The 26,179-nt window shown below is 69.9% G+C and carries 17 protein-coding genes; 9 read left to right on the top strand and 8 right to left on the bottom strand.

Annotated features, from left to right (window positions below):
* Positions 1 to 85: 85 nt before the first annotated feature.
* From IPJ17_11880 to IPJ17_11890, 3 genes are all read left to right on the top strand, one after another.
* Positions 86 to 2,695 (top strand): protein kinase, encoded by a 2,610-nt coding sequence (locus IPJ17_11880; protein ID QQR72225.1) that lies wholly within the window; start codon positions 86 to 88, stop codon positions 2,693 to 2,695.
* Positions 2,696 to 2,870: 175 nt separating this feature from the next.
* Complete coding sequence (locus tag IPJ17_11885) at positions 2,871 to 5,474, top strand: protein kinase (GenBank protein QQR72226.1); 2,604 nt, start codon at positions 2,871 to 2,873, stop codon at positions 5,472 to 5,474.
* A gap of 233 nt (positions 5,475 to 5,707) precedes the next feature.
* Entirely contained in the window at positions 5,708 to 8,395 is a 2,688-nt protein-coding gene (locus tag IPJ17_11890) for a protein kinase (GenBank protein ID QQR72227.1), read from the top strand.
* 10 nt (positions 8,396 to 8,405) lie between these two features.
* On the opposite strand, the gene IPJ17_11895 is transcribed toward IPJ17_11890, so the two are convergent.
* Positions 8,406 to 8,798, bottom strand: a complete 393-nt coding sequence (locus IPJ17_11895; GenBank protein QQR72228.1) for a hypothetical protein — start codon at positions 8,796 to 8,798, stop codon at positions 8,406 to 8,408.
* 188 nt (positions 8,799 to 8,986) lie between these two features.
* On the opposite strand from IPJ17_11895, the gene IPJ17_11900 reads away from it, so the two are divergent.
* Positions 8,987 to 9,682, top strand: a complete 696-nt coding sequence (locus tag IPJ17_11900) for a Crp/Fnr family transcriptional regulator (protein ID QQR72229.1) — start codon at positions 8,987 to 8,989, stop codon at positions 9,680 to 9,682.
* Between the two features lie 65 nt (positions 9,683 to 9,747).
* Here the strand turns inward: IPJ17_11900 and IPJ17_11905 are convergent, their stop codons facing one another.
* The 6 genes from IPJ17_11905 to IPJ17_11930 all read right to left on the bottom strand — a co-directional run bounded on the left by IPJ17_11905 (position 9,748) and on the right by IPJ17_11930 (position 16,841).
* Positions 9,748 to 10,338 carry a YceI family protein gene (locus IPJ17_11905; protein ID QQR72230.1) on the bottom strand — a complete coding sequence of 197 codons (591 nt, stop codon included), beginning with the start codon at positions 10,336 to 10,338 and terminating at the stop codon, positions 9,748 to 9,750.
* A complete protein-coding gene (locus tag IPJ17_11910; protein QQR72231.1) occupies positions 10,335 to 10,889 on the bottom strand; it encodes a MarR family transcriptional regulator in 555 nt (184 codons plus the stop codon). Before IPJ17_11910 ends, IPJ17_11905 begins: the two co-directional genes overlap by 4 nt.
* A 79-nt stretch (positions 10,890 to 10,968) precedes the next feature.
* Positions 10,969 to 11,601: a 2-dehydro-3-deoxyphosphogluconate aldolase gene (locus IPJ17_11915; protein ID QQR72232.1), complete on the bottom strand. Its 633-nt coding sequence runs from the start codon at positions 11,599 to 11,601 to the stop codon at positions 10,969 to 10,971.
* Between the two features lie 86 nt (positions 11,602 to 11,687).
* Positions 11,688 to 14,648 carry a DUF11 domain-containing protein gene (locus IPJ17_11920; GenBank protein QQR72233.1) on the bottom strand — a complete coding sequence of 987 codons (2,961 nt, stop codon included), beginning with the start codon at positions 14,646 to 14,648 and terminating at the stop codon, positions 11,688 to 11,690.
* 326 nt (positions 14,649 to 14,974) lie between these two features.
* Entirely contained in the window at positions 14,975 to 15,268 is a 294-nt protein-coding gene (locus IPJ17_11925; protein QQR72234.1) for a rhodanese-like domain-containing protein, read from the bottom strand.
* Between the two features lie 112 nt (positions 15,269 to 15,380).
* A complete protein-coding gene (locus tag IPJ17_11930; protein QQR72235.1) occupies positions 15,381 to 16,841 on the bottom strand; it encodes an aminotransferase class V-fold PLP-dependent enzyme in 1,461 nt (486 codons plus the stop codon).
* Positions 16,842 to 16,988: 147 nt separating this feature from the next.
* Here IPJ17_11930 and IPJ17_11935 point away from each other — a divergent pair, with 147 nt between their 5' ends.
* Together IPJ17_11935 and IPJ17_11940 are read left to right on the top strand one after the other, a co-directional pair.
* A complete protein-coding gene (locus tag IPJ17_11935) occupies positions 16,989 to 19,502 on the top strand; it encodes a diguanylate cyclase (protein ID QQR72236.1) in 2,514 nt (837 codons plus the stop codon).
* 123 nt (positions 19,503 to 19,625) lie between these two features.
* A complete protein-coding gene (locus IPJ17_11940; GenBank protein ID QQR72237.1) occupies positions 19,626 to 21,194 on the top strand; it encodes a hydroxylamine oxidoreductase in 1,569 nt (522 codons plus the stop codon).
* Between the two features lie 47 nt (positions 21,195 to 21,241).
* On the opposite strand, the gene IPJ17_11945 is transcribed toward IPJ17_11940, so the two are convergent.
* Positions 21,242 to 22,669, bottom strand: coding sequence for an aminotransferase class V-fold PLP-dependent enzyme (locus IPJ17_11945; protein ID QQR72238.1), 1,428 nt, complete (start codon positions 22,667 to 22,669; stop codon positions 21,242 to 21,244).
* Positions 22,670 to 22,877: 208 nt separating this feature from the next.
* On the opposite strand from IPJ17_11945, the gene IPJ17_11950 reads away from it, so the two are divergent.
* Genes IPJ17_11950 through IPJ17_11960 form a run of 3 tightly spaced genes read left to right on the top strand, consistent with a single transcriptional unit; the run spans position 22,878 to position 26,153 of the window.
* Positions 22,878 to 24,008, top strand: coding sequence for an isocitrate/isopropylmalate dehydrogenase family protein (locus IPJ17_11950; protein QQR72239.1), 1,131 nt, complete (start codon positions 22,878 to 22,880; stop codon positions 24,006 to 24,008).
* A complete protein-coding gene (locus tag IPJ17_11955) occupies positions 24,005 to 24,955 on the top strand; it encodes a hydroxymethylglutaryl-CoA lyase (protein ID QQR72240.1) in 951 nt (316 codons plus the stop codon). The genes IPJ17_11950 and IPJ17_11955 overlap by 4 nt, the downstream gene beginning before the upstream one ends.
* Position 24,956: 1 nt before the next feature.
* Positions 24,957 to 26,153 (top strand): CoA transferase, encoded by a 1,197-nt coding sequence (locus tag IPJ17_11960; protein QQR72241.1) that lies wholly within the window; start codon positions 24,957 to 24,959, stop codon positions 26,151 to 26,153.
* Positions 26,154 to 26,179 lie beyond the last annotated feature (26 nt).

Below are 26,179 nucleotides of genomic sequence, written 5' to 3' on the forward strand. Positions count from 1 at the left end.
TGGGCCGCGCCTGGCGTAGCATCCGTCGCAGCGCTGCGTGGTGAGAGCTCCGGGGGAACGGGTGTCGGATCTGATCGGTCGTCGAGTGGGCCACTACACCGTGCTGGAGCTGTTGGGCCAGGGCGGGATGGGTCAGGTGTACGTGGCGCGTGACGAGCGACTGGGTCGGAAGGTGGCGCTGAAGGTGTTGCCGCCGGAGCTGGCGACGGCACCGGAGCGGCTCGAGCGGTTTCGTCGCGAGGCGCGCTCGGTGGCGGCGCTGCACCATCCGAACATCGTGACGATCCACTCGGTGGAGGAGGTGGACGGCCTCCACTTCCTGACGCTGGAGCTGGTGCGCGGGCGTCCGCTCGATCGGCTGATCGCGCCGGGCGGGCTGGGTCCGGAGCGTCTGGTGTCGATCGCCGTGCCGTTGGCCGAGGCGCTGGCGGCGGCGCACGCACAGGGGATCATCCACCGCGACCTGAAGCCGAGCAACGTGATGCTGACCGACGAGGGTCAGGTGAAGATCCTCGACTTCGGCCTGGCGAAGGCGGCGAGCGGCGAGTCGCGGGACGGGTCGCGTCTGGCGACGGCGGGCGAGTCGATGACGCAGACGGGGATGGTGCTGGGGACGCTGCCGTACATGTCTCCGGAGCAGCTCGAGGGGCAGCCGGTGGACCACCGGACGGACCTGTTCTCGCTCGGCGTGCTGCTGTTCGAGCTGGCGGTGGGGAAGCGGCCGTTCGGCGGCGACAGCCTGGGGGCGCAGATCGCCTCGATCCTGCGGGACACGCCGGATCTCGAGCGCGAGGAGCTGCCGCGCCCGCTGCGCGCGATCCTCGGGCGTTGCCTGGCCAAGTCGGTGGACGAGCGCTACGCCAGCGCCTCGGAGGTGGCGGCGGCGCTCCGCGGTTGGGGAGCAGCGATCGGCGTTCGTGCCTCGACGAGAGCGGTCGAGCGCGAGCCACCGATCGCCACCGCCCGGCAGGCGACGAGCCGTCGGTGGCGCCTCGCGGTCGTCGCTGTGGCGATCGCCGGGATCGGCCTGGCCGGCTGGCGGGGCTGGAGAGCATGGCAGGAGCGGTCGTCGGCACCGGCGATCTCCCCGGCCGGGGTCCTGGCGATCGAGCCGTTTGCCAATCTCACCGGAAATCCTGCCAAGGAGTACCTGGCGAGCGGCCTGCGAGCCGGCGTCCTCCGCAGGTTGTCGGAGCTCGCCGGCCTCGGGGTGCTCGATCCGGCGACCGTGCCGCCCGGGCCCGAGCCGCAGCGGACGCTCGCGAGCGCTCGCCAATTCGGCGCGACGGCGCTTCTCTCCGGCGAGATGCAGAGCGCGGCGCCGAAGGTGCGGATCGATCTCCGGCTGACCGACACGGCGCTCGGCAAGGTCCTCTGGTCCGAGAGCTTCGAGGCCGCCGGGGAGGAGCTGGTCGACCTCGAGGGCAAGATGGCCCGTCGAGTCGCGGAGATCCTGGCGGTGCCGCTCTCGTCGCGCGAGCGCAACCGGACGTCGCGGCAGCCGACGCGGTCACTCCCGGCCTACGACTACTTCCTGCGCGGTCTGCAGCAATCCCGACTGCCCCACGACGCGCCGGCGACCGACAAGGCGATCGAGATGTTCCGTCAGGCTTTGCGCATCGACTCGTCGTTGGCGCTCGCCGAGGTCGGCCTGTCGGAGATGCTCTGGCGCCGATCCGTCCGGCAGGGGCGTAATCCGGGCGACCTCCAGGCGGCCGAAGCGGCTGCGCGCCGGGCGCTCGAGCTGGATCCCGAGCTCCCGGATGCCCGGGTGGCCCTGGCGCGCGTGCTGCGGTCGAGTGGGGACGTCGAGAGCTCGAGCGCCCGGATGGACGAGGTGCTGTCGAAGCACCCGAAGCCTGCGCTGGCGCAACGCGAGCTGGCGGCCGGATGGCTCGAGGTCGACCACGTCGTCGAAGCGGAGCGCTGCTTGCGAGGCGCGATCGCCAGCGGCGGGAGCGACTGGGTGAGCTGGCAGGAGCTCGGCGCGCTCCTCGCCCGGCTGGGGCGGGACGTCGAAGCGGAAGAGGCCTTTCGCCAGGCGATCGACCGAGCTCCGGCCGCCGTGACCCGGCCGAGAGCGGCACTGATCGCCCTGCTCGTCCGCCAGGGGCGATGCGACGAGGCGCTCCTCGTCGGCGGGTCGATCGCCGCACCGCTCGAGGACGACGCCCTGGCTGCCGACCTCGGCGCGGCCTATCTCGGTTCGCGGCGCCCCGATCGGCAGGAACAGGCGGAGAGGGCCTATCGGCGAGCGGTGGAGCTCGCTCCGGGCGACGCTGCGCACTGGCAACGCCTGGGCGACCTGTTGCTGGAGGTTGGACGCGAGGCCGAGGCTCGCGCCGATCATGCTCGAGCCCTCGAGGTGGTGGAGGCTCGCCTTGCCGACCGGCCACGCGATCCCGAGCTGTCGGCCTGGCGCGTCGAGCTCGCGGCGAAGGCCGGGCGCTGCGACCTGGCGCTCGAGCAGGCAGCGCGCCGGCGACGCGAAGAACCGCGCACGGCGCGAGACTTCCACCGCCTCGGCCGCGGTTATGCGCTGTGCGGCAAGGCAAACGACGCCCTCGCGGTCCTGCGCGAGGCGGTGAATCTCGGCCTGCCCCCCGAGATGCTGTCGCAGGAAAGAGAGCTCTCCAGCCTGCGCGAGCGCGCCGAGCTCCGCCGGCTGACGGCTGCGAGCCCGCTCCCGCGCTGAAGCCGGTCGAACCGCGTCGTCCGATGGTGAGCCGCGAGCGCCGACGGGTGGCGGGGCCGACACGAGAGCTCGCCTTCGGCACGACCCTCCGCAGGTCCTTCCAATCCAACAGGAGGTCACCTCGATCGCATAGCATGACGCGTCGAATCGTGCGACCGGGTGTCAGGAGGACAGCGTGTCGGAGCTGATCGGGCATCGACTGGGCCACTACGCCGTGGTGGAGCTGTTGGGCCAGGGCGGGATGGGTCAGGTGTACGCGGCGCAGGACGAGCAGCTCGGTCGGAGCGTGGCGCTGAAGGTGCTGCCGCCGGAGCTGGCGATGTCGCCGGAGCGGTTGGAGCGTTTCCGCCGCGAGGCGCGTGCCGTGGCGGCGCTGCACCATCCGAGCATCGTGACGATCCACTCGGTGGAGGAGGTGGACGGCCTCCACTTCCTGACGCTCGAGCTGGTGCGGGGGCGTCCCCTCGACCGGGTGATCCCGCCGGGCGGATTGCCGCCGGAGCGCCTGCTGTCGATCGCCGTGCCGCTGGCCGAGGCGCTGGCGGCGGCGCACGCGCAGGGGATCATCCACCGCGACCTGAAGCCGAGCAACGTGATGCTGACCGACGAGGGTCAGGTCAAGATCCTCGACTTCGGTCTGGCCAAGGCGCTCGCCGGGGAGTTGGGCGACGACCTGCCGTCGGCGAGCTCTGGCGATTCGATGACGGCGACCGGACGGCTGGTGGGGACGCTGCCGTACATGTCTCCGGAGCAGCTCGAGGGCCGGGCGGTGGACCACCGGACGGACCTGTTCTCGTTCGGGGTGCTGCTGTTCGAGCTGGCGGTGGGGAGGCGTCCGTTCCGGGGCGACAGCGTCGGGGCACAGGTCGCCTCGATCCTGCGGGACGAGCCGGACCTCGACCGTGCCGAGCTGCCGCGCTCGCTGCGGGACATTCTCCGTCGCTGTCTCGCCAAGTCGGCAGAGGCACGCTACGCCGACGCGTCGGCAGTGGTCACGGCGCTGCGTCAGTGGGGCGCAGAGATCGCGGTGCGCGAGCCCTCGGCGCGCGGGGAAAACGAGCCGGGGCCTGGCAAGCCTGGGCACGCACGCAAGGCGCTCTTCCGCGTCGGCGTCGGCGTCGCGGGCCTCGCTCTCGCCGCGCTCGTCGGCTGGCAGGCTTGGCGCGTCGGACCGGGCCGCGCGCCGTCGCCGGTGGCCACCGGCGTCAGCGTGCTGGCGATCCAGCCGTTCGCCAATCTCACGGGGAATCCGGCGCGAGCGGGACTCGCTGGAACGTTGCGCTCTGCGCTCCAGACGCGGCTCTCGGAGTTCACCGGGCTGCAGGTGCTCGACCCCGGGGCGATGCCGACGGGCGGTGACCCACAGGAGACGCTCGAGGTGGCACGCCGGCTGGGAGCCACCGCTCTGCTCTCCGGCGAGATGCAGAGCGCGGCACCGAAGGTGCGGATCGATCTCCGGCTGACCGACACCGCGCTGGGGATGATCCTCTGGTCCGGGAGCTTCGAGACCGCAGGCGAAGAGCTCGGCGAGCTCGAGAGCGACATGACGCGTCAGGTTTCGGAGATCCTGGCCGTGCCGCTCTCGCAGCGCGAGCGCGAGCGGATGGCGCGGCAGTTGACGCGGTCGCTGCAGGCGTACGACGACTTCCTCCGGGGCTTCCGGCAGTCGCGTGCGCCGAGCGACCCGCAGGCGATCCCCAAGGCGATCGAGATGTACCGTCAGGCGCTGCGAGTCGATCCGGAGTTCGCGCTGGCGCAGGTCGGGCTCTCGGACATGCTCTATCGGAGCTATGCCGAAGGCCGCCGGAAAAAGGGCGATCTCGAAGAGGCGGAAGCGTCCGCGCGGCGGGCGCTCGAGCTCGACCCGGATCTGCCGGGTGCCCAGGTCGCCTTGGCGCGCGTGCTGCGGTCGAAGGGCGACGTCCAGGGCTCGATCGCGCTCCTGCAGGAATCCTTGTCACATCACCCGAAGCCCGACGTCGTCCAGCGCGAGCTCTCGACGAGCTGGGTGGAGGCCGGCAATCTGGTCGAGGCGGAGCGCTGCCTGCGAGCTGCGGTCGCCATCGGCGGGAGCGATTGGGCGAACTGGAACTGGCTCGGGAGCTTCTTGTTCAGGGTCGGGCGATACCCCGAGGCCGAGCGAGCGTTTCGCCAGGGCGCCGCCTGTGCGCCGGGTCAGATGTCGCTGCCGGCGAAGAACCTGATCGCAACACTCAGCCAACAGGGACGCTTCGAAGATGCTCTCGTCGCCTTTCAACAGATCAAAGCCCCAATCGAGGATGCGACGACCGCGGGAAACATCGGTACGGCATACTTCTTCTCGAATCGCGGTGACAAGTGGGAGAAGGCTGAGCACTACTTCCGCCGCGCGACCGAGCTCGCTCCGGAGAATGATGGTGTCTGGATGAATCTCGGCGACCTCCTCGTCGAGGTCGGTCGGCGATCGGAGGCCCAGGCGGCTTATGGAAAGGCGCTCGAGCAGGTGGAGGCCGCGCTGGCGGGAGCCCCGACCGATCACGGGCTACGAGTCCTTCGCGTCGAGTACGCGGCGAAGGCCGGGCGATGTGGGGTCGCACTCGAACAGGCCGTCGAGGCACGTAAGGCGTCCCGTCCGATGGCGGAGGAGCTCCACATCCTCGGGATCGGTTATGCGCTTTGCGGCCGATCCAAAGATGCGATCGAGATGCTGAGGCAAGCTGTGGCTCTGGGTTTCTCCGCGGAGATCGTGCGCCGCGAGTCGGAGTTGGCAAGCCTTCGGGAGCTCGCCGAGTTTTCGTGAGCTCATGACGCCCAGGACCTCAGGCTCCCCCGAGACAGGCGCTGCCAAGCAACGCTAGCCATTCAAGAGGAGAGCTCATGTCCTCCACGCTCCCGGAGCCGGCGGTCTCGTGCATCTCCGTCCGCGGGGTTCGAGGCACCCTTCACCTTCGCCACGTGCTCCATTCCTCGGCCAGGGTGCGTCGGGCGCAGCGCTCTGGCATCGGCATGGCATAGCATCACGGGGCGAACCGCGTGGCTGACGAGCTGGGGGAACGGGTGTCGGATCTGATCGGTCGTCGAGTGGGCCACTACACCGTGCTGGAGCTGTTGGGCCAGGGCGGGATGGGTCAGGTGTACGTGGCGCGTGACGAGCGACTGGGTCGGAAGGTGGCGCTGAAGGTGTTGCCGCCGGAGCTGGCGACGGCACCGGAGCGGCTCGAGCGGTTTCGTCGCGAGGCGCGCTCGGTGGCGGCGCTGCACCATCCGAACATCGTGACGATCCACTCGGTGGAGGAGGTGGACGGCCTCCACTTCCTGACGCTGGAGCTGGTGCGCGGGCGTCCGCTCGATCGGCTGATCGCGCCGGGCGGGCTGGGTCCGGAGCGTCTGGTGTCGATCGCCGTGCCCTTGGCCGAGGCGCTGGCGGCGGCGCACGCACAGGGGATCATCCACCGCGACCTGAAGCCGAGCAACGTGATGCTGACCGACGAGGGTCAGGTGAAGATCCTCGACTTCGGTCTGGCGAAAGCGGCGAGCGGCGAGTCGCGGGACGGGTCGCGTCTGGCGACGGCGGGCGAGTCGATGACGCAGACGGGGATGGTGCTGGGGACGCTGCCGTACATGTCTCCGGAGCAGCTCGAGGGGCAGCCGGTGGACCACCGGACGGACCTGTTCTCGCTCGGCGTGCTGCTGTTCGAGCTGGCGGTGGGGAAGCGGCCGTTCGGCGGCGACAGCCTGGGGGCGCAGATCGCCTCGATCCTGCGGGACACGCCGGATCTCGAGCGCGAGGAGCTGCCGCGCCCGCTGCGCGCGATCCTCGGGCGTTGCCTGGCCAAGTCGGTGGACGAGCGCTACGCCAGCGCCTCGGAGGTGGCGGCGGCGCTCCGCGGTTGGGGCGACCAGCTCGGCGCACGCGGGCTGGCGAAGGCCGAGAAACCCGGCAAGGCCGAGAGGGTTCGCCCGAAGCTGCGGCTCCCGACGCGGAGTCTCCTGCGTGCGGGAGTCGTGGTGGCTGCGCTAGCCGCGATTGCCGGGCTCGGTTGGGGGGGCTGGCAGGGTTGGCGCGCCTGGCAGGAACGCGGCGAGTCGCCCTCCGCCTCCGGGGTGAGTGTGCTGGCGATCCAGCCGTTCGCCAACCTCACCGGGAACCCCGCCAAGGACTATCTCGCCAAGGGCTTGCGCTCCGGCCTGCTGACGCGGCTCTCGGAGTTCACCGGGGTCCAGGTGCTCGACCAGGGGACGATGCCGACGGGTGGCGACCCGCAGGAGACGCTCGAGGCGGCACGCCGGCTGGGAGCCACCGCCCTGCTCTCCGGCGAGATGCAGAGCGCGGCGCCGAAGGTGCGGATCGATCTCCGGCTGACCGACACGGCGCTGGGGATGATCCTCTGGTCCGGGAGCTTCGAGACCGAAGGCGAAGAGCTCGGCGAGCTCGAGAGCGACATGACGCGTCAGGTCTCGGAGATCCTGGCCGTGCCGCTCTCGCAGCGCGAGCGCGAGCGGATGGCGCGGCAGTTGACGCGATCGCTGCAGGCCTACGACTACTTCCTCCGGGGCTTCCGGCAGTCGCGTGCGCCGAACGACCCGAAGGCGATCCCCAAGGCGATCGAGATGTACCGCCAGTCGCTGCGGGTCGATCCGGCGTTTGCGCTGGCGCAGGTCGGGCTCTCGGACATGCTCTATCGGAGCTATGCCGAAGGCGGCCGGAAGAAGGGTGATCTCGAAGAGGCGGAAGCGTCTGCGCGGCGCGCGCTCGAGCTCGATCCGGATCTGCCGGGTGCCCAGGTCGCCCTGGCGCGCGTGCTGCGGTCGAAGGGCGACGTCCAGGGCTCGATCGCGCTCCTCCAGGAGTCGCTGTCGCACCACCCGAAGCCCGACGTCGTCCAGCGCGAGCTCTCGGCGAGCTGGGTGCAAGCCGGCAATCTGGTCGAGGCGGAGCGCTGCCTGCGAGCTGCGGTCGCCATCGGCGGGAGCGACTGGGCGAACTGGAACTGGCTCGGGAACCTCCTGTCACGGATCGGGCGTTACGCCGAGGCTGAGGAGGCGTTTCGACAGGGAGTTGCGCGGGCTCCAGGCCAGGTCACCCTGCCGCACATCAACCTAATCGCGATGTACTCCCAACAGGGTCGGTTTGATCAGGCCATCGCTGCATTCGAAGCGCTTGACTCGCCCGTGGAGGATGCGACGCTTGCGGGGAACATCGGAACTGCGTACTTCTTTTCCAACCGAAAAGACAAATGGGTGAAAGCAGAGGGGCTCTTTCGGCGAGCCATTGAGCTGGACTCTGAAAGCTACAACAACTGGACCAACCTCGGCGATCTGCTGCTCGAAGTAGGAAGAGAGCGAGAAGCTCGAGCTGCGTACTCAAATGCCCTGGCGCGAATTGACGCAGGGCTGGTTGGCTCACCTCGCGACATCGACCTGAGAGTCAATCGGGTCTTGATCGCAGCCAAGGCCAACCGCTGTGATCTCGCGATTGACGAAGCGACGAGGATTGGACGGGAGGTTCCTCCTGCCGCCCAGGAACTACACAGCCTAGCGATCGGATACGCCCTCTGCGCTCACCCCACGGAAGCGCTGGATGTCCTTCGCAAAGCCGTAGATCTGGGCTTTTCGCGGGACATCGTTCGTCAAGAGAGCGAGCTTTCCAGCCTTCGCGGCTTCCCTGAGTTCCGAGAGCTAGTAGCTTCTGATTCGCTGAGAGCTCGAAGTGGAAGCTAGGTGTTCGGTATCAAGGTCCTGGCACTGTAATCGTTTTGGGGTCCTTGATAGCGACTGTCTTGCCGGTCTTGTCCTTGACAACGACTGAGTAGGTCCACGTACCCGTCAGCGCAGGATTCCCGCTGCTGACGGCGCTCTCCGGGTACGCGACGGTTCGCGGCATGGCGGGGAAGTAGTCCGGCTGTTCCGTCCCCTTGTCTTCGAAGGTCAGCGTGTCGCCCTCGACCATCCCGGTGATCGTCCAGCAGACCCGCAGGTACCTTCCGGGACCCCCATCCTTGTAGATCGTCACGGTGTCCGGAACGACCGAGATCGCCCCTTCCTTGCGAATGACGGTGACCGTGACCTGGACGGCGCGCTCGTCGCCGCAAGGGGTCGAGCCGTTCGTCTGGGCGTTGCCCATGCCTCACCCTCCTGATGAAAGGTGCCGGCGTCCCGGAGCTCGCCCGCGGCCCCGACAGCCGAGCGACGACGCGAGGAGGCGTCGTCGGTGGGGAGCGCGCAACGCCGACGAATGACTTCTGTATTGTCGCATCGGCGCGGTGGGCTGTCCAGGGAGCGGTGGCCGGGGAGGCGCGCTAGCATGCGTGCATGCTCGGCAGCGTCGACGACTGGCTCGCGCGAAGCGAGATCTACCGGCGGTTGAAGCTCGAGGACCGAGCACGCCTGGCGAAGCTGGCGCAGGTGCGGAGCTACGGAGAAGGGCGGACGATCTTCGCCGAAGGCGATCCGTCGAGCCACTTCATCACCATCGTCCAGGGCCACGTCAAGGTCGTCAAGAACACCGCCGCCGGCAAGGAGGTCATCCTCGAGCTCTTCGGCGCTGGCGAGCCGCTCGGCGTGCTCGCCGCCTACGAGGGTCACCCGTTCCCGGCCACCGCGGTCGCCACCGAGCCGACGACCTGCCTGCTGCTGCCGCGCGACGCCTTCTACGCGCTTCTCGAGGAGCATCCGTCGATGGTGCGCGGTCTGCTGGCCGGCCTCACCTTGCGGCAGATCCAGCTCACCAATCGTCTCGCCGAGCTCGGCAGCGGACGTGTCGAGTCGCGACTGGCGCGCCTGCTGTTGAAGCTCGCCGGGGAGGTCGGCACTCCGACGGCCGGGGGGACGTTCATTCCCTTGCGCTTGAAGCGTCAGGAGTTGGCCGACTTCGTCGGCACGACGGTGGAGACCGCCATCCGCATCATGAGCCGCTGGAGCAAGGGCGGCATCGTCCGGACGCGGCGCGACGGCTTCCTCCTCGTCGACCGGCCGGCGCTCGAAGCGATCGGCGCGGGCGAGAGCTGAGCCCAGAAAAACGACGAGGCCGGCGATCTCGCCGGCCTCGTTCCCGCACCCGCGTCGGAACGCGGTTACTTCTTGGCGCCGACCTCGAGATTGATCTCGACCTTGACGTCGTCGCCGAGGAGGAAGCCGCCCTGGTCGAGCGTCTTGTTCCAGCTCACACCGAAGTCCTTGCGATTGAGGCTGGTCGTGGTCGAGAAACCGGCCTTGGTGTTGCCCCACGGATCCTTGACCTCGCCGAGGTAGGTCACCGGCAGGGTGATCTCCTTGGCGACGCCGCGCATGGTGAGCGTGCCGGTCACCTGGTAGGCGTTGTCGCCGGTCTTCTTGATCGCGCTCGACTTGAAGGTCAGCGTCGGGAACTTCTCGACATCGAAGAAGTCGGCCGAGCGCAGGTGGTTGTCCCGCTGCTCGTTGCCGGTGTCGATACTCTTGGCCTGGATGGTGAATTCCACCGACGACTTGGTCGGATCGGCGTCCATGACGATGGTGCCGTCGAAGTCGCTGAAGGCGCCGCGAACGTTGCCCACCAGATGGCGGATGCTGAAGTCGACGTTCGAGTGCCCCTTGTCGATACCGTAGGTCGTGGCGGCGGCCGGTCGGGCGGCGAGGGCGGCGAGGGCGAGGATGGTGGCGGCGGCGATGCGATGAGCTCTCATGACGAGGTTCTCCTCTCGGGGTTTGGATTCGGGGCGGTGGCCCCGGGTGTCGGCGTGTCGGCGGGCGCGGTGCCGCGGCGGTGTCCGCGCACGGCATCGAGAAGGTCCACGAGTTGCGTTCGTTCGGCGGCGGAGAGCGCGGCGACGCACTGCTCGTCGACCCGAGCGACCGGCGCGTCGAGGGCGGCGAGCAGGTCGAGGCCGGCGCTCGAGATGCGGCAGAGCACCTGGCGGCGGTCCTCCCGGCAGCGCCAGCGCTCGACCCACCCTTTGGCCTCGAGCCGATCGAGCAGGCGGGTGATTCCCGGCGCCTGCTCGATCATCCGCTGCGCGATCTCGAGGGTCGGCAGGCCGGCCTCCCCGGCGCCGCGCAGGATCCGCAGCACGTTGTACTGCTGACCTGTCACGCCGTGCGGCTCGAGCGTCGCGGCGAGCTGGCGCCGGAGATGGTCGGCGGTGCGCAGCAGGCCGACGGCCGCCGCGTGGCCCACCGAACGGAAGGGGCGGTTCTGTCGGATCTCCTGCTGCAAAGGGGTCGGTGACCTTTCCACGGGAAGAAGATTATCGGACAATAAATGATTAGTCAAGCATCTTGGCAAGAAAGCCTTCAAGAGCCTTTTTTCTGAGCACTTATGCTGCCGCGACCGCGGCGCGCAACTCGCGGGCGCGAGCCTCGACCCGGTCGAAGCGGCCGGTTGCCAGTTCCTTTGCGTCGAAGAGCGGCGAGGTGAAGCCGACGGCGAAGGCTCCGGCCCGCAGGTAGGCGGCGCAGTTGTCGCGGTCGGCGCCGTTCGTCGGCACCAGTCGCAGGAACGGCAGCGGTGCGAGGCAGGCGCTGACGTAGGCCGGACCGGTCCCGGGAGCCGGGAAGAGCTTCTGCAGCGGTGCACCGGCGCGATAGGCGGTGAGCATCTCGGTGGGCGTCTGCGTCCCCGGCATCGCCGCGAGGCCACGCTCGACCGCTGAGCGCACGACCGCCGGGTCGACCACCGGCGAGACGACGAAGCGTGCGCCGGCGCCCGCGGCCTCGGCGACCTCGGCGACCGTCAGCACGGTGCCGACTCCGACGACGAGCCCGGGACGCTGCGAGAAACGGCGCACGAGGTCGAACGCGCCGGGGATGCCGAGCGTGAACTCGAGGATCCGGAAACCGCCGCGGACGGCGGCTTCCATCGCCTCGGCGGCGACGTCGCGATCGCCGGTGCGGAGGATGGCCACCGAACGTTCGACGGCGAGGTCGGCGAGAAAGTCGTCTGGGTTCACGGTGCGCTCCCGTCGGTCGGTCCGCCGGCGATCATAGCGATCCGGGAGCTCGCACGGCAGCGAGCTCCCGGATCGTCGCGGCGGGCTCAGCCCCGCTGTCGCGCCAGGACCCAGGCCGCTCCGGCGAGCAGGAGCATTCCCAGCAGCAGGCGCCCGGCGCCGCCGAGTGTCGGGACTTCGATGACGGAGAGCGACTCGAAGACGGTGGGATCGCTCGTCCCACCCACGGTCGGGTCGTCGGAAGGTGCCGTGCTGTCGTTGGCCCCGTCGCCGGTCGCGTCGAAGGAGACCTGTCCCTGGTTGGCGATCGTCTGGTGCGAGGCCACGGCAACGGCCGCATCGATGGTGATCGCCACCGACCCACCCGCCGGAATCTTGCCGTTCCAGTGGACCGTGCCGCCGCCGGTCGATGCCGTGCCGGCGGATGCGTTGGCGGCGAGCAGGTCGAGGGTCCCCGGCAGGGTGTCGACGAACTCGTCGCCGGGGTTGTCGAACTGCGCCCCGGGTCCGGCGTTGCTCATCGTGACGAGGTAGCGGACCGCCGCGTACTGCGCATAGGGACCCGAGCTGGTCAGCTCCTTGGTCGCCGAAAGCACGGCGGGTGAGATCACGGTGGTGGTGACGTTGCGGACGTTGTCGGCCGGTGTCGGGTCGGTCGTCGACGCGGCCAGCGTGGCCGTGTTGGAGACGGTGGTGATGGCATCCGGTGCGCGCACCGTCAGCGTGATCGGCGAGGCGGCGGTGTTGCTGGCCAGGGCGCCGAGCGAGCAGCTCACCAGGCCGTTGGCGCCGACCGCCGGTGTGTTGCAGCTCCAACCCGGCGCGGCGATCGACACGAAGGTCACGCCGGGCGGCAGCGGATCGGCCAGGGTGACGCCCGCGGCGAGCGTCGGGCCGAGGTTGTTCGCCGACAGGGTGTAAGCGTAGGTCTGCAACGCGATCACCGGATCGGGAGCGTCGGTCAGCGTGAGCTGCAGGTCGGGAGCGGCCCCGATGCGGTCGACGCCGACGAAGGTGTTGATCCCTCCCGGCGCCGTGACGCCGGCCGGTGGCGTCGCGGATGCCCAGGTCACGAAGACGTAGCCGCCGCCGCAGGCGATGCCGGTGTAGTCGCCGTACTTGGGGCAGCCGCGGCGAATGCTGCACGACTCTCCGGAGGGACAGGCCGGGCCGGTGGTGAAGTCGCAACGCTGGTTGGTCGAGCTGACGCCCGAGCCGTCCTGGCAGATCCCGGCGAGCTGCGGCTGGATCGAACAGCTCTCCGCGTCGCTCTGTTGGTCGGTGGCGCAGGGCCAGCCGGCTCCGCACGAGGCGTCGCCGACCCCGGAGACGTTGACCTCCGCTCCGGCGACGAGGTTGCCGCCGATCACCGAGGCGCTGCCGCGGAAGTAGGCGGTGAGGTCGTTGTTGGCGACCGTCGCGCTCCGCCGGTCGTACCAGCCGACGTGCGCCGTGCCGTTCATCGCGCAGAGCCAGGGCATGAACCGCGGCGCGTTGGATGCGGCGTTGACAGCGACCGAGCGCGGCCAGGTGGCGCCGCCGTCGGTCGAGTCCAGCACCAGCACGTCCTCGCCGGAGCCGTCGTTCTCGGCGAAGGCGAGATAGAGGTGGGAGGGGTTGGTGTCGTCGGCCGCGAGCGTATAGCTGGCGAGCGTGTTGCGGCGGTTGCAGCGGTCGAGGCCGGGGACGGGGCAGGCGACGCCGTCGTAGTTGGCGAAGACCGTCACCGGAAAGCCGGCCTGCGGCACGAGGCCGCTGGCGCACGAGCTGTACTTGTGCAGGCGGATGTCGCCGGAGCCGTTGGGGTCGTCGGCGTAGACGACGTAGACGAATCCGTCCCCGCCCACCGCCACGCGCGCCCACTTTCCGGCGGCGTCGACGGTGGCCGGTGCGGTCCAGTTGAGGCCGCCGTCCTGCGAGCAGACGATCGTCGGCAACTCGCCGCTGGTGAAGTTGCGCCAGACGGAATAGACCTGGTCGCCGCCCGGTGCGGCGTTCCACCGGTCGGCGGCGAGGTGCTCCTGATCGGGGAAGCAGGCGCCGCCGCCGGACGTCGGGCAGGTGACGGCGTTGGCGCGAAAAGGGAACGACTGGCCATTGTCGGTGGAGCGGGCGATCCCGGTGGCGCAGCCGAAATTGCCGCAGCCGGCCGTGTTGTTGATGCCGGCGAGGTAGAAAGCGCCGCTCTGGCCGAGCGCGAGCGACGGGTCGCCGAAGTTCGAGAACGGCATGGAATTCGAGACGGTGAAGCTCTGCCCGCCGTCGTGCGAGGTGCGCAGGTTGTTCTGCGAGGCGACGACGACGTGGACGCCGTCGGCCGAGGCGACGATCTCCGTTTCGGCGCCGCCTTGGGCGTAGACGTTGGTGCCCAGGTCCGACGACGCCTGCTGCGGGGCCGCCGAGGCGGCGAAGCCGGCGGGTCGCGGTCCGTCGTCGACCGGCGCGCGGCGCAGACGCTCGAGAGCGGCCGCTGTGGCGTCACCGGATCCCGGCGCGGCGAAGCGCAGGCCGGCGGCGATCGCCTGGGCATCGGCGAGCCGCTCCGCGTCGCCCCGCGGGAGGGTGATCTCGAGATGGACGATCCGCGCGCCGACGGCCACGGCGACGCTCACGAAGGTGGCTGGCACCTCGCGGACGCGCTCGAGGCGAGGCTTCGGCGAGAGCGTGCCGTCGGTCGTCCGCTGCATCGCGGGCCAGCCGCCGACGCTGCTCCAGACGACCTCGCCGCGGCCGCTCCCGGCCAGGGCGAGAAGGCGGCTCTCGGCGTCGGCGGCATCGCGCCGGACTTCGACCATCGCCACGGCACGCGCGGTCCAGGTGTCGAGCCCCGGAGTGTCCCAGGCGGAGCGGTATTCGGAGGCTCGCTGCTCGGGCAGCCCGAGGAGCTCGACCGCGTTGGAGTAGAAGCGGGGGGCGACGCTCCAGCCTGCCGGGACGAGGAGGTCGATTCCCGGAGCGAGCTCGACCGGCGGTGCGGCGGCGCGTGTCGATCCGGCGGCGAGGAGCCAAGCAGCGAGACCAAGCAAGACCCTGCGAGCACCCGGCATGAGGTGTTCCTCCCTCGACGTTGAGCCGGACCTCGAGGGACTGGTGCGCGTGGTCGCCGACGCGAGTCACCCTGGCCGGCTGGATGAGCCGTTCATCGGAACTCACGTCATTTCGCGGGAGGGGAGGACTCAGGACGGCAGCGACCGCCGATGCGGTGCCGCCGTCCCGAGGACGAACGAGGCCGCTACGGGTTGGCCGGCGGACTCGCCTCGACGGCGAGACCGGCACTCTTCCATGCGGCGAGCCCGCCGCGGAGGGCGGCGACACGCGGGAAACCCTGGTCGAGCAGCAGGAGCGCCACCCGGGCGCTCGAGTTCTCGGCGGGTCAAGTGCAGTAGGTAATGATGAGCTTCGACTTCGGAAGCTCGGGGCCGGCCTTCCCGCTGTTGTACCGATAGTAGGAGAGGGCTCCCTTGGCGTGCTCCTGGTCGTAGACCCCGGGGTCGCGCACGTCGACGAGGACCGCATCGCCGGAAGCGAGCGCCTGCTTGACCTGGTCGGTCGAGAGCCGTTCGATGTCGTCCGGGCTCTTCGGTCGCGGGCGAGGTGCATCCTGGGCCAGCGCGACAGTCGCCCCCAAGAGCGACAGCATCGCGGCAACGGCAAACCTTCGCGTCATCGACACCTCCGTGGGGACGGTGGAGTCGGCGGGGGCCGGTCCGTCCCGTTCTGAGCGGCGATCCTAGCCGGTCGCCGAGGCGGACGCGAATCGCTCTCGCCGAGCGTGCGGCTCAGCCGGCCGCCGCCGCCGACTCGGCCAGGCGCCGGCTGAGCTCGTCGGCTCGCGGGCAGTCGCAGAAGCCGCGGGCGAAGTCGAGGAAGGCCTCGACATCGGCGAAGGTGCTGGCGAGTCCGAGCGAAACGCGGACCGCGCCGGTCGACTTGTCGTCGATGCAGCGCCGGAACTCCTCGTAGGTCATCGCCTGGTGGGTGCGACGGAAGCAGCTGACGATCTCGCCCTTCGACAGTCCCAGTGCCAGCTCGCCGGCGCCGGGGTTGCAGAAGCAGCCGGTGCGCAGCGAGATCCGGCGCCGGTTCGCCTCCTCCTCGATCAGCGCGTGATCGATGAAGTGCCCTGCCGGGTCGTAGAAGTTCATCGTCACCGTGCCGCCGCGGCGCTCGGTGGTCGTCGGCCCGTAGAGATGGACGAGCGGCTCGCCATTGCGGTGGCGAAGGGCGACAAGCTCCTCGATCAGCCAGCCGGTGAGGCAGGCGACGCGCTGGTGGATCCGTTCGACCCCGACCTGTTCGAGCAGCTCGAGCCCGTGCTCGACGGCTGGCAGGATGGCGTAGTTGAGCGTGCCGTCCTCGAACGCCGCCTCGCCGGTCGCCGGAGTGAAGCGGTCGGCCTGCACCGACACGACGGTGATCGTGCCGCCGGCGAACCAGGGACGGTGAAGCTTGGCAAGCGCTTCGCGGCGAGCGATCAGGGCGCCGACACCGGTCGGATAGCCGAACATCTTGTAGAACGACATGGCGACGAAGTCGGGCTTGATCGCGGTCAGATCGAGCCGGTTGCTCGGCACGAACGCTGCGGCGTCGAGCAGCACGTCCCACCCCAGGCTCTTGGCGAGCCCGACCCACTCGAGAGGATGCTGCACGCCGGAGAAGTTGCTCTGCGCCGGGAAGGCGAAGAGGTGATGTCGGCCCGTGCGGTGGCGTTCGAGCGCGTCGGCGACCGCGGCGTCGTCGGCGCGCAGATCGGGAGGCAGCACCGGGATGTAGGTGGTGTGGGCTCCGCGGGCGCGGTCGAACTCCCGGATGCCGTTGACCGAGTTGTGGTTGTCGAAGGTCAGCAGGAAGCGGTCGCCGGGCTGGAACGGGTAGGACTCGCCGACCAGCTTGAGCGCGTGGCTGGCGTTGGCGGTGAACACCACCGCGTACTCCTCTTCGGGTGCGTTGAAAAAGCGCAGGATGCGGGCCCGGCAGCTCTCGATCAGCATGGTCGCCGCGGCGGACGTCGGGTTCGACGAGTGCGGGTTGCCGAGCACCTGCGTGAGGAGCAGCTCCATGTGCCGGCGGATCTGCGAGTCGGCGTAGAGGCCGCCTCCGGTGTAGTCGAGATAGACGTGCTGCTCGCGGTCGAGGCGCGAGTACTCGCGCCGGCGCAGCTCGTCGAGCGGAGAGGTGTCGCGGTAGCGGGGATGGCGCCGGTCGAATTCGGCGAGTCGGCGGCTGGAGTCGGAGGTCATGGCGAAGCTCCCGAAGGAGCGAACGCTATCCGGCAGCGACGCGAAGCGACAGACCCATTCGGGTGGGGGAAGGGCCCGGTGACCCCGGCGGAGTTATCATGATCCGGAAAATCCGCTTGGACGAGGCATCGAGTCGGGGGGCCCGAAGTGCCGCCGAAACAGGGTCCAGAAGGCCACCAGCCGTCCGCCGCACGCGGGGTCCGGAGCCGTCGTCCCGCCGTCGAGCTGCAGCTCGCGACGCTGCTCGCGAACCTGCCCGGGATGGCCTATCGCTGCCGCAACGACGCGGGCTGGACGATGGAGGTGGTGAGCGAGGGCGTGGCTGCGCTCACCGGCTACCCGGCCGAGTCGTTGGTCGAGAACCGCCTGCTCAGCTACGAGGAGCTGATCCACCCCGCGGACCGGGACGAGGTCCGGGCGGCCGTGGATGAGGCGTTGGCCGCCGGGAGACCGTTCGAGATGACCTATCGCATCCGGCGGAGCGACGGGTGCGAGCGGCGGGTCTGGGAGCGCGGCCGGGGAATCGCCGGGGCGAACGGCGAGGTGGCCTGGCTCGAAGGGTTCATCACCGACATCACCGAACGAGCCCAGGCGGAGGCCCTGCTGCGCACCTCGGAGGCTCGCTGGCGTGCGCTCGTCACCCACTCGCCGGCGATCATCGTCGTGCTCCAGCGCGACGGCACGATCGAGTGGATGAACCGGACGCCGACGGACGAGCCCGGCTCGGAGGTGATCGGCACCTGCCTGCTCGACTACCTGAGCGAAGGTCACAAGCTCCGCTGGAGCGATGCGCTCGACCGCGTGTGGGTCGAGCGACGGACCGATCGCTTCGACTCGATCGTCGTGCTGCCCTCGGGAGAGGAGGTCTGTTTCGAGAACCTCGTGGCGCCGGTGCTGGCGAACGGCGAGGTCGTCGCCGCCATCTGCGTCGCCATCGACGTGTCGCTGCGCCGCGAGGCCGAGCTCCGCCAGCGGCTCGGCGCCGCGGTCTTCGAAACCGCGGCGGAGGGGATCGTGATCACGGATCGTGCCGGCTCGATCGTCTCGGTCAATGCGGGATTCGAGGAGATCACCGGGTACACGGCGGCCGAGGTGCTCGGCGGGAATCCGCGAATCATCGCCTCGGGCCGGCACGACGAGGCGTTCTACGCGGCGATGTGGCAGGCGTTGGCAGCCGACGGCGCCTGGGCCGGCGAGATCTGGAATCGGCGCAAGAGCGGGCAGGTCTATCCCGAGTGGCTGTCGATCCGAGCCATCCGCGACGCCGGTGGTGAGCTGACCCACTACGTCGGGATCTTCTCCGACATCAGCGAGCGCAAGCAGAGCGAGGAACGGATCCGCTTCCTCGCGCACCACGATCCGCTCACCGAGCTCCCGAACCGGCTCTTGCTCGCCGACCGGGTCAAGCAGGCGGCCCGCCTCTCCGAGCGCGCCGGTCGCAAGGTCGGCCTGGTGTTGCTCGACCTGGATCGCTTCAAGGCGATCAACGATCGCTGTGGCCACGCCGTGGGCGATCACGTGCTCCAGGCGGTGGCGCGTCGTCTGGCCGGCACGCTGCGCGACGGCGACACGGTCTCGCGCTTCGGCGGAGACGAGTTCGTCCTCGTGCTCCCTGGGCTGCGCCACCCGGAGGATGCCGGGAGGATCGCCGGCAAGTGCCTCGAGTCGCTTTCGGTGCCGATCGTCGCCTCGGGCGCCACCTTCGAGCTCGGAGCCAGCCTCGGAATCGCCATCCTGCCGGATGACGGGCGGGGCCTGGAGGAGCTCCTGCGTCGCGCCGACACGGCGATGTACCTCGCCAAGCAATCGGGTGGCGGCTGCTTCCGTTTCTTCGGTGCCGATCTCAACCTGCGGACCTTCGAGGTCCTGAGCCTCGAGACGCGCTTGCGCCGGGGGATCGAAGAGCACGAGCTCGAAGCACGCTTCGCGCCCCGCTTGACTCTGGCGGGACACGATCTGACCGGCCTCGTGCTGCAGCCGGTCTGGCGGCATCCCGAGCTCGGCTGTCTGACGGCCGAAACGTTCATGCCGCTCGCCGAGCGCCGCGGGCTCGTGGCGCCGCTCGCGGCCTGGATGATGGAGTCGGCCGCTCTCGCCCGAGATGTCGTCGCCACCTGGAGCGGCGAGCCCGCTCCGTTGGTGTCCGTGGCCCTGCCGCGGCAGGCGCTCGAGATGGAGGAGATCCGGCTCGCCCTGGTGGCGAGCGAGCCAGCCAGGCGCGGCGGCATCGAGCTCGTCCTGCCGGCGGATCTGCTCGTCGGAGACCCGGCTTACCAGGTCCAGACCGGCCAGTTCCGCCGCGCAGGGTTTCGCATCGCCGCCGGCGAGCTGGGGCGCGCGCCGGTCTGCATCGAGTCCCTCGTGCACCTGTCGCCGAGCCGCCTGATCCTGGCCCCCGAGCGGCGCCTCGAGGTCGAGGGGGGGCGGCCTCTGGTTTCCTATCTCCGCGCCATGACCGGTCTGGCGGGTGGTCTCGGCGTGCCGCTTGCCGCCGCCGCGGTCTTCCGGAGCGATCTGCTGTCGACGCTGCTGGCCGGAGGCGTCGCGGAGGCGCACGGCGATGCGTTGGCACCGGCGGTGGGCCTCGACGAGTTGGGGGAGAAACGTTGGGTCCGCGACGGCGATCGCGAACACGGTCGAAGTGCGCGTCAGCTGTCGTAGGAGCCAAGAGCTCGCCGAATGCCGAGGGGGTCGCAGCGCTTCGAGGCCGCAATAGAGATTTGACGACCACAAGGTCTCATGGTCTTATATGTCCAGCCGCAGATGACCAAGGAGGGCCTTTCCATGACTGCATCGAGTTGGCAGGGACGGACGGCGTGGGTCGTCGCCGTCGGATTGTTGGTCGGCGTCGCGCAGGTGGCCGCGACCGCTCCCAGCCCGGCGGGAGTCGAGCGCTCCCGTGACTGCATCGCCTGCCACGAGGACGGCAGCCCGGGGATCGTCGGGCACTGGCAGGGCAGCGCTCACGCCAAGGCAGGAGTCGCCTGCTTCGACTGCCATCAGGCTGCGCCGGGGGATCCCGATGCTTTCGAGCACCACGACGCCACGATCGCCGTGGTGGTCACGCCGCGCGACTGTGCGCGCTGCCACGACAAGGAGGACGTCGAGTTCGAGGGAAGCCACCACGCCAAGGCCGGCAACATTCTCGCCTCGCTCGACAATTACCTGGCCGAGATCGTCGAGGGTTCCCGCGTCCCGTTCAATCCGCACTCGCCGACGCCAGGTCGCGACCTCTCGCCCTCCGTCAACGGGCTCGCCTCGGCCCAGTCCGGGTGCCAACAGTGTCACGGGGCGAAGGTGGCGATCCAGGCCAAGGACGGCGGACTGCTCACCGTCGACGACTTCAAGCCTGGGAAGGACGGCGCACCGACGAACCTCGCCGCCATCGCGCGGATCGCCCGCGACGCGAACGGTCGGCCGCTGCTCTCCACCGGCAGCTGGCCGAACACGGGGATCGGTCGCCTCAACCTGGACGGCTCGCTCGGCTCCTGCGCGGCCTGTCACAGCCGCCACGACTTCTCGGCCCGCCGGGCCCGTCAGCCGGAGAACTGCGGCAAGTGCCATCTCGGGCCGGATCACCCGCAGAAGGAGATCTACGAGGAATCGAAGCACGGTGTGGCCTTTCGTGACCTCAAGGACAGCCTCAAGCTCGACGGCAAGACCTGGGTCCTCGGAAAGGACTACACCGCCGCGCCGACCTGCGCGACCTGCCACATGTCGGCCAATGCCAGCGGTCTCGCGGTGACGCACGACCCGGGAGAGCGGATCTCCTGGACGAATCGACCGCCGATCTCGCAGGCGATGGACACCGATGCGGCGCACCGGGTCGTCACCGAGACCGATCCGGCCAAGCGGGCTGCCGTCGTCCGAGACACTGCCGGCGCCAAGCGCGATCGGATGAAGCTCGTCTGCACGACCTGTCACGCCCCGAGCTACGTCGACTCGTTCTACCGGCAGTACGACGACCTCGTCGTGCTCTACAACGAGAAGTTCGCCAAGCCGGGCAAGGCGATCATGGACGAGCTCGGCAAGCAGGGGCTGATCACCAAGAAGCAATTCGACGAACGCATCGAATGGGACTGGTACTTCCTCTGGCACCACGAAGGCCGGCGGGCACGGCACGGCGCCTCGATGATGGCGCCCGACTACACGCACTGGCACGGGATGTACGAGGTGGCCGATCGCTTCTACCAGTCGCTGATTCCGGAAGCGCGGGAGATCGCCCGCGAGGCGGCCGAGCACGGGAAGACGGCGGAGGCCGCCGCCGTCCAAGCGGTGATCGACGCGATCCTGGCGCGGCCGGAGCACGCCTGGAGCAACCCCGAGCCGGCACCGGCGGCGCCGAAGCCCTGAGGGCGGACCCGGGAAGGGCGCCCGTTCCACCGCGGTGGGGCGGGCGCCTAGCCGCGGCGCAGCTCGCGGCCGGCGGCCTTGATCTCGCCGAGGATCGCGGCGAGGTCGGCGTCCTCGAGGTCGGGATTCACGCACACCAGCCGGATCGCCCTCGTTCCGCGCACGACACCGTGGCCGATCTTCAGACGTCCGTCGCGGTCGAGGCGATCGCAGACCGCGTCGCTCGGCGCGCCGCGGACCACGAAGCAGACGTTGATCGACGGCGGCTCCTCGACCAGCTCGAGCTCCGGATCGGCGGCGATCCGCTCGGCAGCGCGGCGGGCCAGCCCGAGCTGGCGGGCGAGGCGCTGGTCCCATCCGCGGTCGCCGAGCCGCAGCCAGGCGGCCCAGAGCTTGAGGGCGTCGTTGCGCCGTCCGCACTGGATCGACCGGTGGCCGGGATTGAGCGCCTCCTCGTCCGCCTGAAACAGGTAGTCGGCCGTCTCGTCGAGGCTTCCGGCGAGTGCCCCCGGACGCGCCACGATGAGCGCCGAACACTGCAACGGCACGCCCATCATCTTGTGTGGGTCCCAGGTGAACGAGTCGGCGAGCTCGCTGCCGTCGAGCAGGTGGCGATGGGTGGAGGAGAGCGCCACGCTGCCGCCGAAGGCGCCGTCGACGTGCAGCCAGGCGCCGTGCTGGCGCGCGATCGCGGCGATCGGGCGGATCGGATCGAAGGCCCCGCGCACCGTCGTGCCGGCGGTGGCATTCACCAGCGCCGGCACGAATCCACGGTCGCGGTCGGCAGCGATCGCGGCAGCGAGCGCCCCGGGGTCGAGCGTCCCGTCCTCCCGGACCGCGACGGCCCGGACGCGATGTCGCCCGATGCCGACGATCCCGGCATTCTTCGGGACCGAATAGTGCGCTTCGGCAGAGGTGTAGACGGTCAGCGGGAGAGCGCCCGCGCCGCCGTCGCGACTCGCGGGGTCCGCGGCGTTCCGGGCGAGCAGCAGGGCGACGAGGTTGGCGATCGAGCCGCCGGGGGTGAAGCAGCCCTCGGCGCCGGGAAGCCCGACCTTCTCGGCCATGCGTTGCAGGACTTCGCGCTCGACGAGGATCTGCGCCCCGGCCGCCTTGAAGGTGTACATCGAGATGTTGGGGACGAGGGCCAGGATCTCGGCAGCGATGGCGGCAGGCTCGCGCCCGCCGAAGAGCTGGTTGACGAAGCGCCAGCTCGAAGACGACGGGGTCGCCTGCAGCACGGCGCGCAGCCGCCGGAGCACCTCGGCCGAGGCGATGCCATCGGTGCCGAGGGCGAGGGGCAAGGCCGCGGCGAGCCGATCCGGGACGCGCGATTCGGCGCCACCCGGGTCCTGTTCGAGACGGACGAGCTCCCGGGCCTCGTGGATCGTCGCGTCGAGCCACTCGAGGAGCTCGCGCCCGCCCGCATCGCGCGACGCGAGGGGTGCAGGCAGGACGAGATCGCTGTCTTGCATCGGAGCCTCCATGCCGGGCGGCCGAGCCGCCGGTCGAAGGATAGCCCGCCCGGATCCGCGCCGCTGGCGCGACCGGCGGCTTCGTCGCACGTGGCGGAGGACCCCGCCCGGCCGGGTGGCGACGCCCCCCCGCGGCGACCATACGCTTGCCACCGGTGGAACAACCTGTTTCGGCGCCCTTCGTGCGCCGGAGAGATCGGAGCTCGTCATGGCCAAATACAAGATCGCCTGGCTTCCCGGAGACGGGATCGGGATTGAAGTCCTGGAAGCGACCAAGATCGTTCTCGACGCCCTCGGCTTCGACGCCGAATACGAACACGGCGACATCGGGTGGGAGTTCTGGTGCCGGGAAGGCGACGCCCTGCCGGCCCGCACGGTCGAGCTGCTCGGCCGCGTCGACGCGGCGATGTTCGGCGCCATCACCTCGAAGCCGGTCAAGGACGCCGAGGCCGAGCTGGCGCCGGAGTTGCGCGGCAAGGGGCTCAAGTACCGTTCGCCGATCGTCCGCATGCGGCAGAGCTTCGACCTCTACAACTGCCTGCGTCCCTGCAAGGCCTACCCCGGCAATCCGCTGAACCACCGCGAGGGGATCGACCTCGTGGTGTTCCGCGAGAACACCGAGGACCTCTACTCCGGGGTCGAGTTCTCGCCGGTGCCGGTGGAGCTGGCGACGACGCTCTCCGCGCTGGCCCCGGCCTTCAAGCCGTTCGCCGGCCTTGCGCCGGAGGAGTACGCGATCTCCTGCAAGGTGAACACGCGCAAGGGCTCCGAGCGCATCGTCCGCGCCGCCTTCGAGTTCGCCCGGGCGCACGGCCGCAAGAAGGTGACGATCGTCCACAAGGCGAACGTGGTGCGTGCCGCCGACGGGCTCTTCTTCGAAGAGGCGAAGAAGGTGGCGGCGCAGTTCCCCGACATCGCCTGCGACGACGCCAACATCGACGCCATCTGCATGTGGCTGCTGAAGAACCCGTTCAACTACGACGTGCTGGTGGCGCCGAATCTCTACGGCGACATCATCTCCGACCTCTGCGCGCAGATGGTGGGCGGTCTCGGCTTCGGCTGCTCGGGCAACATCGGCGACCAGCTCGCCGTCTTCGAGCCGACGCACGGCTCGGCGCCGAAGTACGCCGGCCAGTACAAGGTCAATCCGATCGCCACCATTCTCGCCGCCAAGATGATGCTCGACTGGCTGGGCGAGAAGGAGCTCGGGATGCGCCTCGAATCGGCCGTGGCGGCGGTCATCGCCGACGGCAAGGTGCGCACCTACGACATGGGCGGCGGTGCCAGGACGCTCGAGATGGGCGAGGCGGTCGCAGCCAAGATCGCCGCGGGCAAGTGAGCCCTGCGATGACGGGCGCGGCGAAGATCCTCCTCCACGAGGTCGGCCTGCGCGACGGCCTGCAGATGGAAAAGCAGGTCGTGCCGAGCGAGCAGAAGCTCGCCTGGATCGACCGCCTGCTCGGCTCCGGCGTCGATCTCATCCAGATCGGCTCGTTCGTCCATCCGGAGAAGGTCCCGCAGATGGCCGACACCGACCGGCTCTTCGCCGAGCTCACCGCCCGGCGCGCGGCAACAGCAGGTGGGCCGGTGCTCTCGGGGCTGGTGCTGAACGAGAAAGGGCTCGAACGCGGGCTCGCCGTCGGCGTCGAGCTCTTCTGCATGGGGGTCTCGGCGAGCGAGACGCACAGCCGGAAGAACACCGGCATGTCGATCGACGAGGCGACGCGGCGGATCCTCGCCATCGCCAGGTCCGCCGAGGCCGCCGGCCGCAAGGTGCAGGTCTCCGTGCAGTCGGCCTTCGGCTGCGGCTACGAGGGGCCGGTGCCGCGCGAGCGCGTGATCGGGATCGCGCGCTCGTTCGTCGACGCCGGCCTGCGCAACCTGAGCCTCGCCGACACCGCGGGACATGCGACGCCGGGAGACGTGACGGCGATGTTCGGCGAGCTGCGGTCCCTCGCCCCGGACGTCGAGTGCGCCTGCCACTTCCACGACACCTACGGCCTGGCGATCGCCAACTGCTACGCGGCGCTCGCCGCCGGGGTGACCTCGTTCGAGGCCTCGGTCGCCGGGCTCGGCGGCTGTCCGTTCACCGCGGTGGCCGGCGGCAACACCTGCACCGAGGATCTCGTCCACGCCCTGCAGCGTGGCGGGCTCCGCCGTGACATCGACCTCGCGGCGCTGATCGCGATGGCGCGCGAGGTGGCGGCGTGCTTCGGTCGCGAGATGCCGGGGAAGGTCTATCGCGCGGGAGCGATCCCCGAGCCGGCCGCGATGGCGAGGTCCTGACATGGGTGCGCTCACCGGCATTCGCGTGCTCGACCTCACCAACGTCCTCTCGGGGCCGTTCTGCACGCTCCACCTGGCGCTGCTGGGCGCCGAGGTGATCAAGATCGAGAATCCCAAGGCGGGCGACCTCGCCCGCGTCCTCGGCAACGTGCCGAAGTACAACAAGCGCCTGATGGGCACGAGCTTCCTGGCGCAGAACGCCAACAAGAAGTCGCTGACGCTGAACCTCAAGGCGCCGGAGGGCAAGGAGATCTTCCGGCGTCTCGTGGCGACGGCCGACGTGGTGGTGGAGAACTTCCGTCCCGACGTGATGCCGCGGCTCGGGCTCGGCTACGAGGCGCTCGCGGCGATCAACCCGCGGCTCGTCTACTGCGGCATCTCCGGCTTCGGGAAGGACGGGCCGGATGCCGACAAGCCGGCCTACGACCAGATCATCCAGGGCCTTTCGGGCGAGATGGACGTCAACGGCGACGAGCGGCTCCATCCGCTGCGCACCGGATTCCCGGTCTGCGACACGGTGGGCGGGCTGAACGCCGCCTTCGCCGTGATGGCGGCGCTCTTCCATCGCGAGCGGACCGGGCAGGGGCAGGCGATCGACGTCGCGCTGCTCGACTCGATCATGCCGCTGATGGGCTGGGTGGCGGCGAACCTGCTGATCGGCGGCCAGGATCCGGTGCCGATGGGCAACGACAATTTCACCGCGGCGCCCTCGGGCGTGTTCCGTACCGGTGACGGGTTCATCAACATCGCCGCCAACAAGCAGGAGCAGTGGGAAGCGGTCACCGAGGTGCTCGGCGTCGCGGACCTGAAGACCGATCCCCGCTTTGCCGAGCGCGACGAACGCAAGAAGAACCGGCGTGCGCTCACCCCGCTGTTGGAGGCGAAGCTGGCCGAGCAGCCGACCGCCCGCTGGGTCGAAGCGCTCAACGCGCGCGACGTGCCCTCGGGCGACATCCTGCCGCTCGGCAAGGCACTGGCCCAGCCACAGGTCGAACACCGCCAGACGCTCGCCACCGTCCACGTCGACGACGAGATCGGCGACGTGCGTCTGTTCAACTTGACCGCCAAGCTCTCGGCCACGCCGGGGGCGATCACGGCGCCGCCGCCGGCGCTCGGCGAGCACACGGAAGAGGTGCTCGGCGAGCTCGGGATCGACGCGGCTGCCGCGGCGGAGCTGAAGGCGAAGGGAGTCGTGTAAGGATCCAGCTGTTCGTGTCGCCTGCC

It is taken from the genome of Holophagales bacterium (assembly GCA_016699405.1).
In the GTDB taxonomy this organism is placed as follows: Bacteria; Acidobacteriota; Thermoanaerobaculia; order Multivoradales; family JAGPDF01; genus JAAYLR01.

Excerpts from the sequence above, each read along its gene's own strand:
- IPJ17_11895 (QQR72228.1), bottom strand. The coding sequence starts at position 8,798 with ATGGGCAACGCCCAGACGAACGGCTCGACCCCTTGCGGCGACGAGCGC.
- IPJ17_11900 (QQR72229.1), top strand. The coding sequence starts at position 8,987 with ATGCTCGGCAGCGTCGACGACTGGCTCGCGCGAAGCGAGATCTACCGG.
- IPJ17_11905 (QQR72230.1), bottom strand. The coding sequence starts at position 10,338 with ATGAGAGCTCATCGCATCGCCGCCGCCACCATCCTCGCCCTCGCCGCC.
- IPJ17_11920 (QQR72233.1), bottom strand. The coding sequence starts at position 14,648 with ATGCCGGGTGCTCGCAGGGTCTTGCTTGGTCTCGCTGCTTGGCTCCTC.
- IPJ17_11925 (QQR72234.1), bottom strand. The coding sequence starts at position 15,268 with ATGACGCGAAGGTTTGCCGTTGCCGCGATGCTGTCGCTCTTGGGGGCG.
- IPJ17_11930 (QQR72235.1), bottom strand. The coding sequence starts at position 16,841 with ATGACCTCCGACTCCAGCCGCCGACTCGCCGAATTCGACCGGCGCCAT.
- IPJ17_11940 (QQR72237.1), top strand. The coding sequence starts at position 19,626 with ATGACTGCATCGAGTTGGCAGGGACGGACGGCGTGGGTCGTCGCCGTC.
- IPJ17_11945 (QQR72238.1), bottom strand. The coding sequence starts at position 22,669 with ATGCAAGACAGCGATCTCGTCCTGCCTGCACCCCTCGCGTCGCGCGAT.
- IPJ17_11950 (QQR72239.1), top strand. The coding sequence starts at position 22,878 with ATGGCCAAATACAAGATCGCCTGGCTTCCCGGAGACGGGATCGGGATT.
- IPJ17_11960 (QQR72241.1), top strand. The coding sequence starts at position 24,957 with ATGGGTGCGCTCACCGGCATTCGCGTGCTCGACCTCACCAACGTCCTC.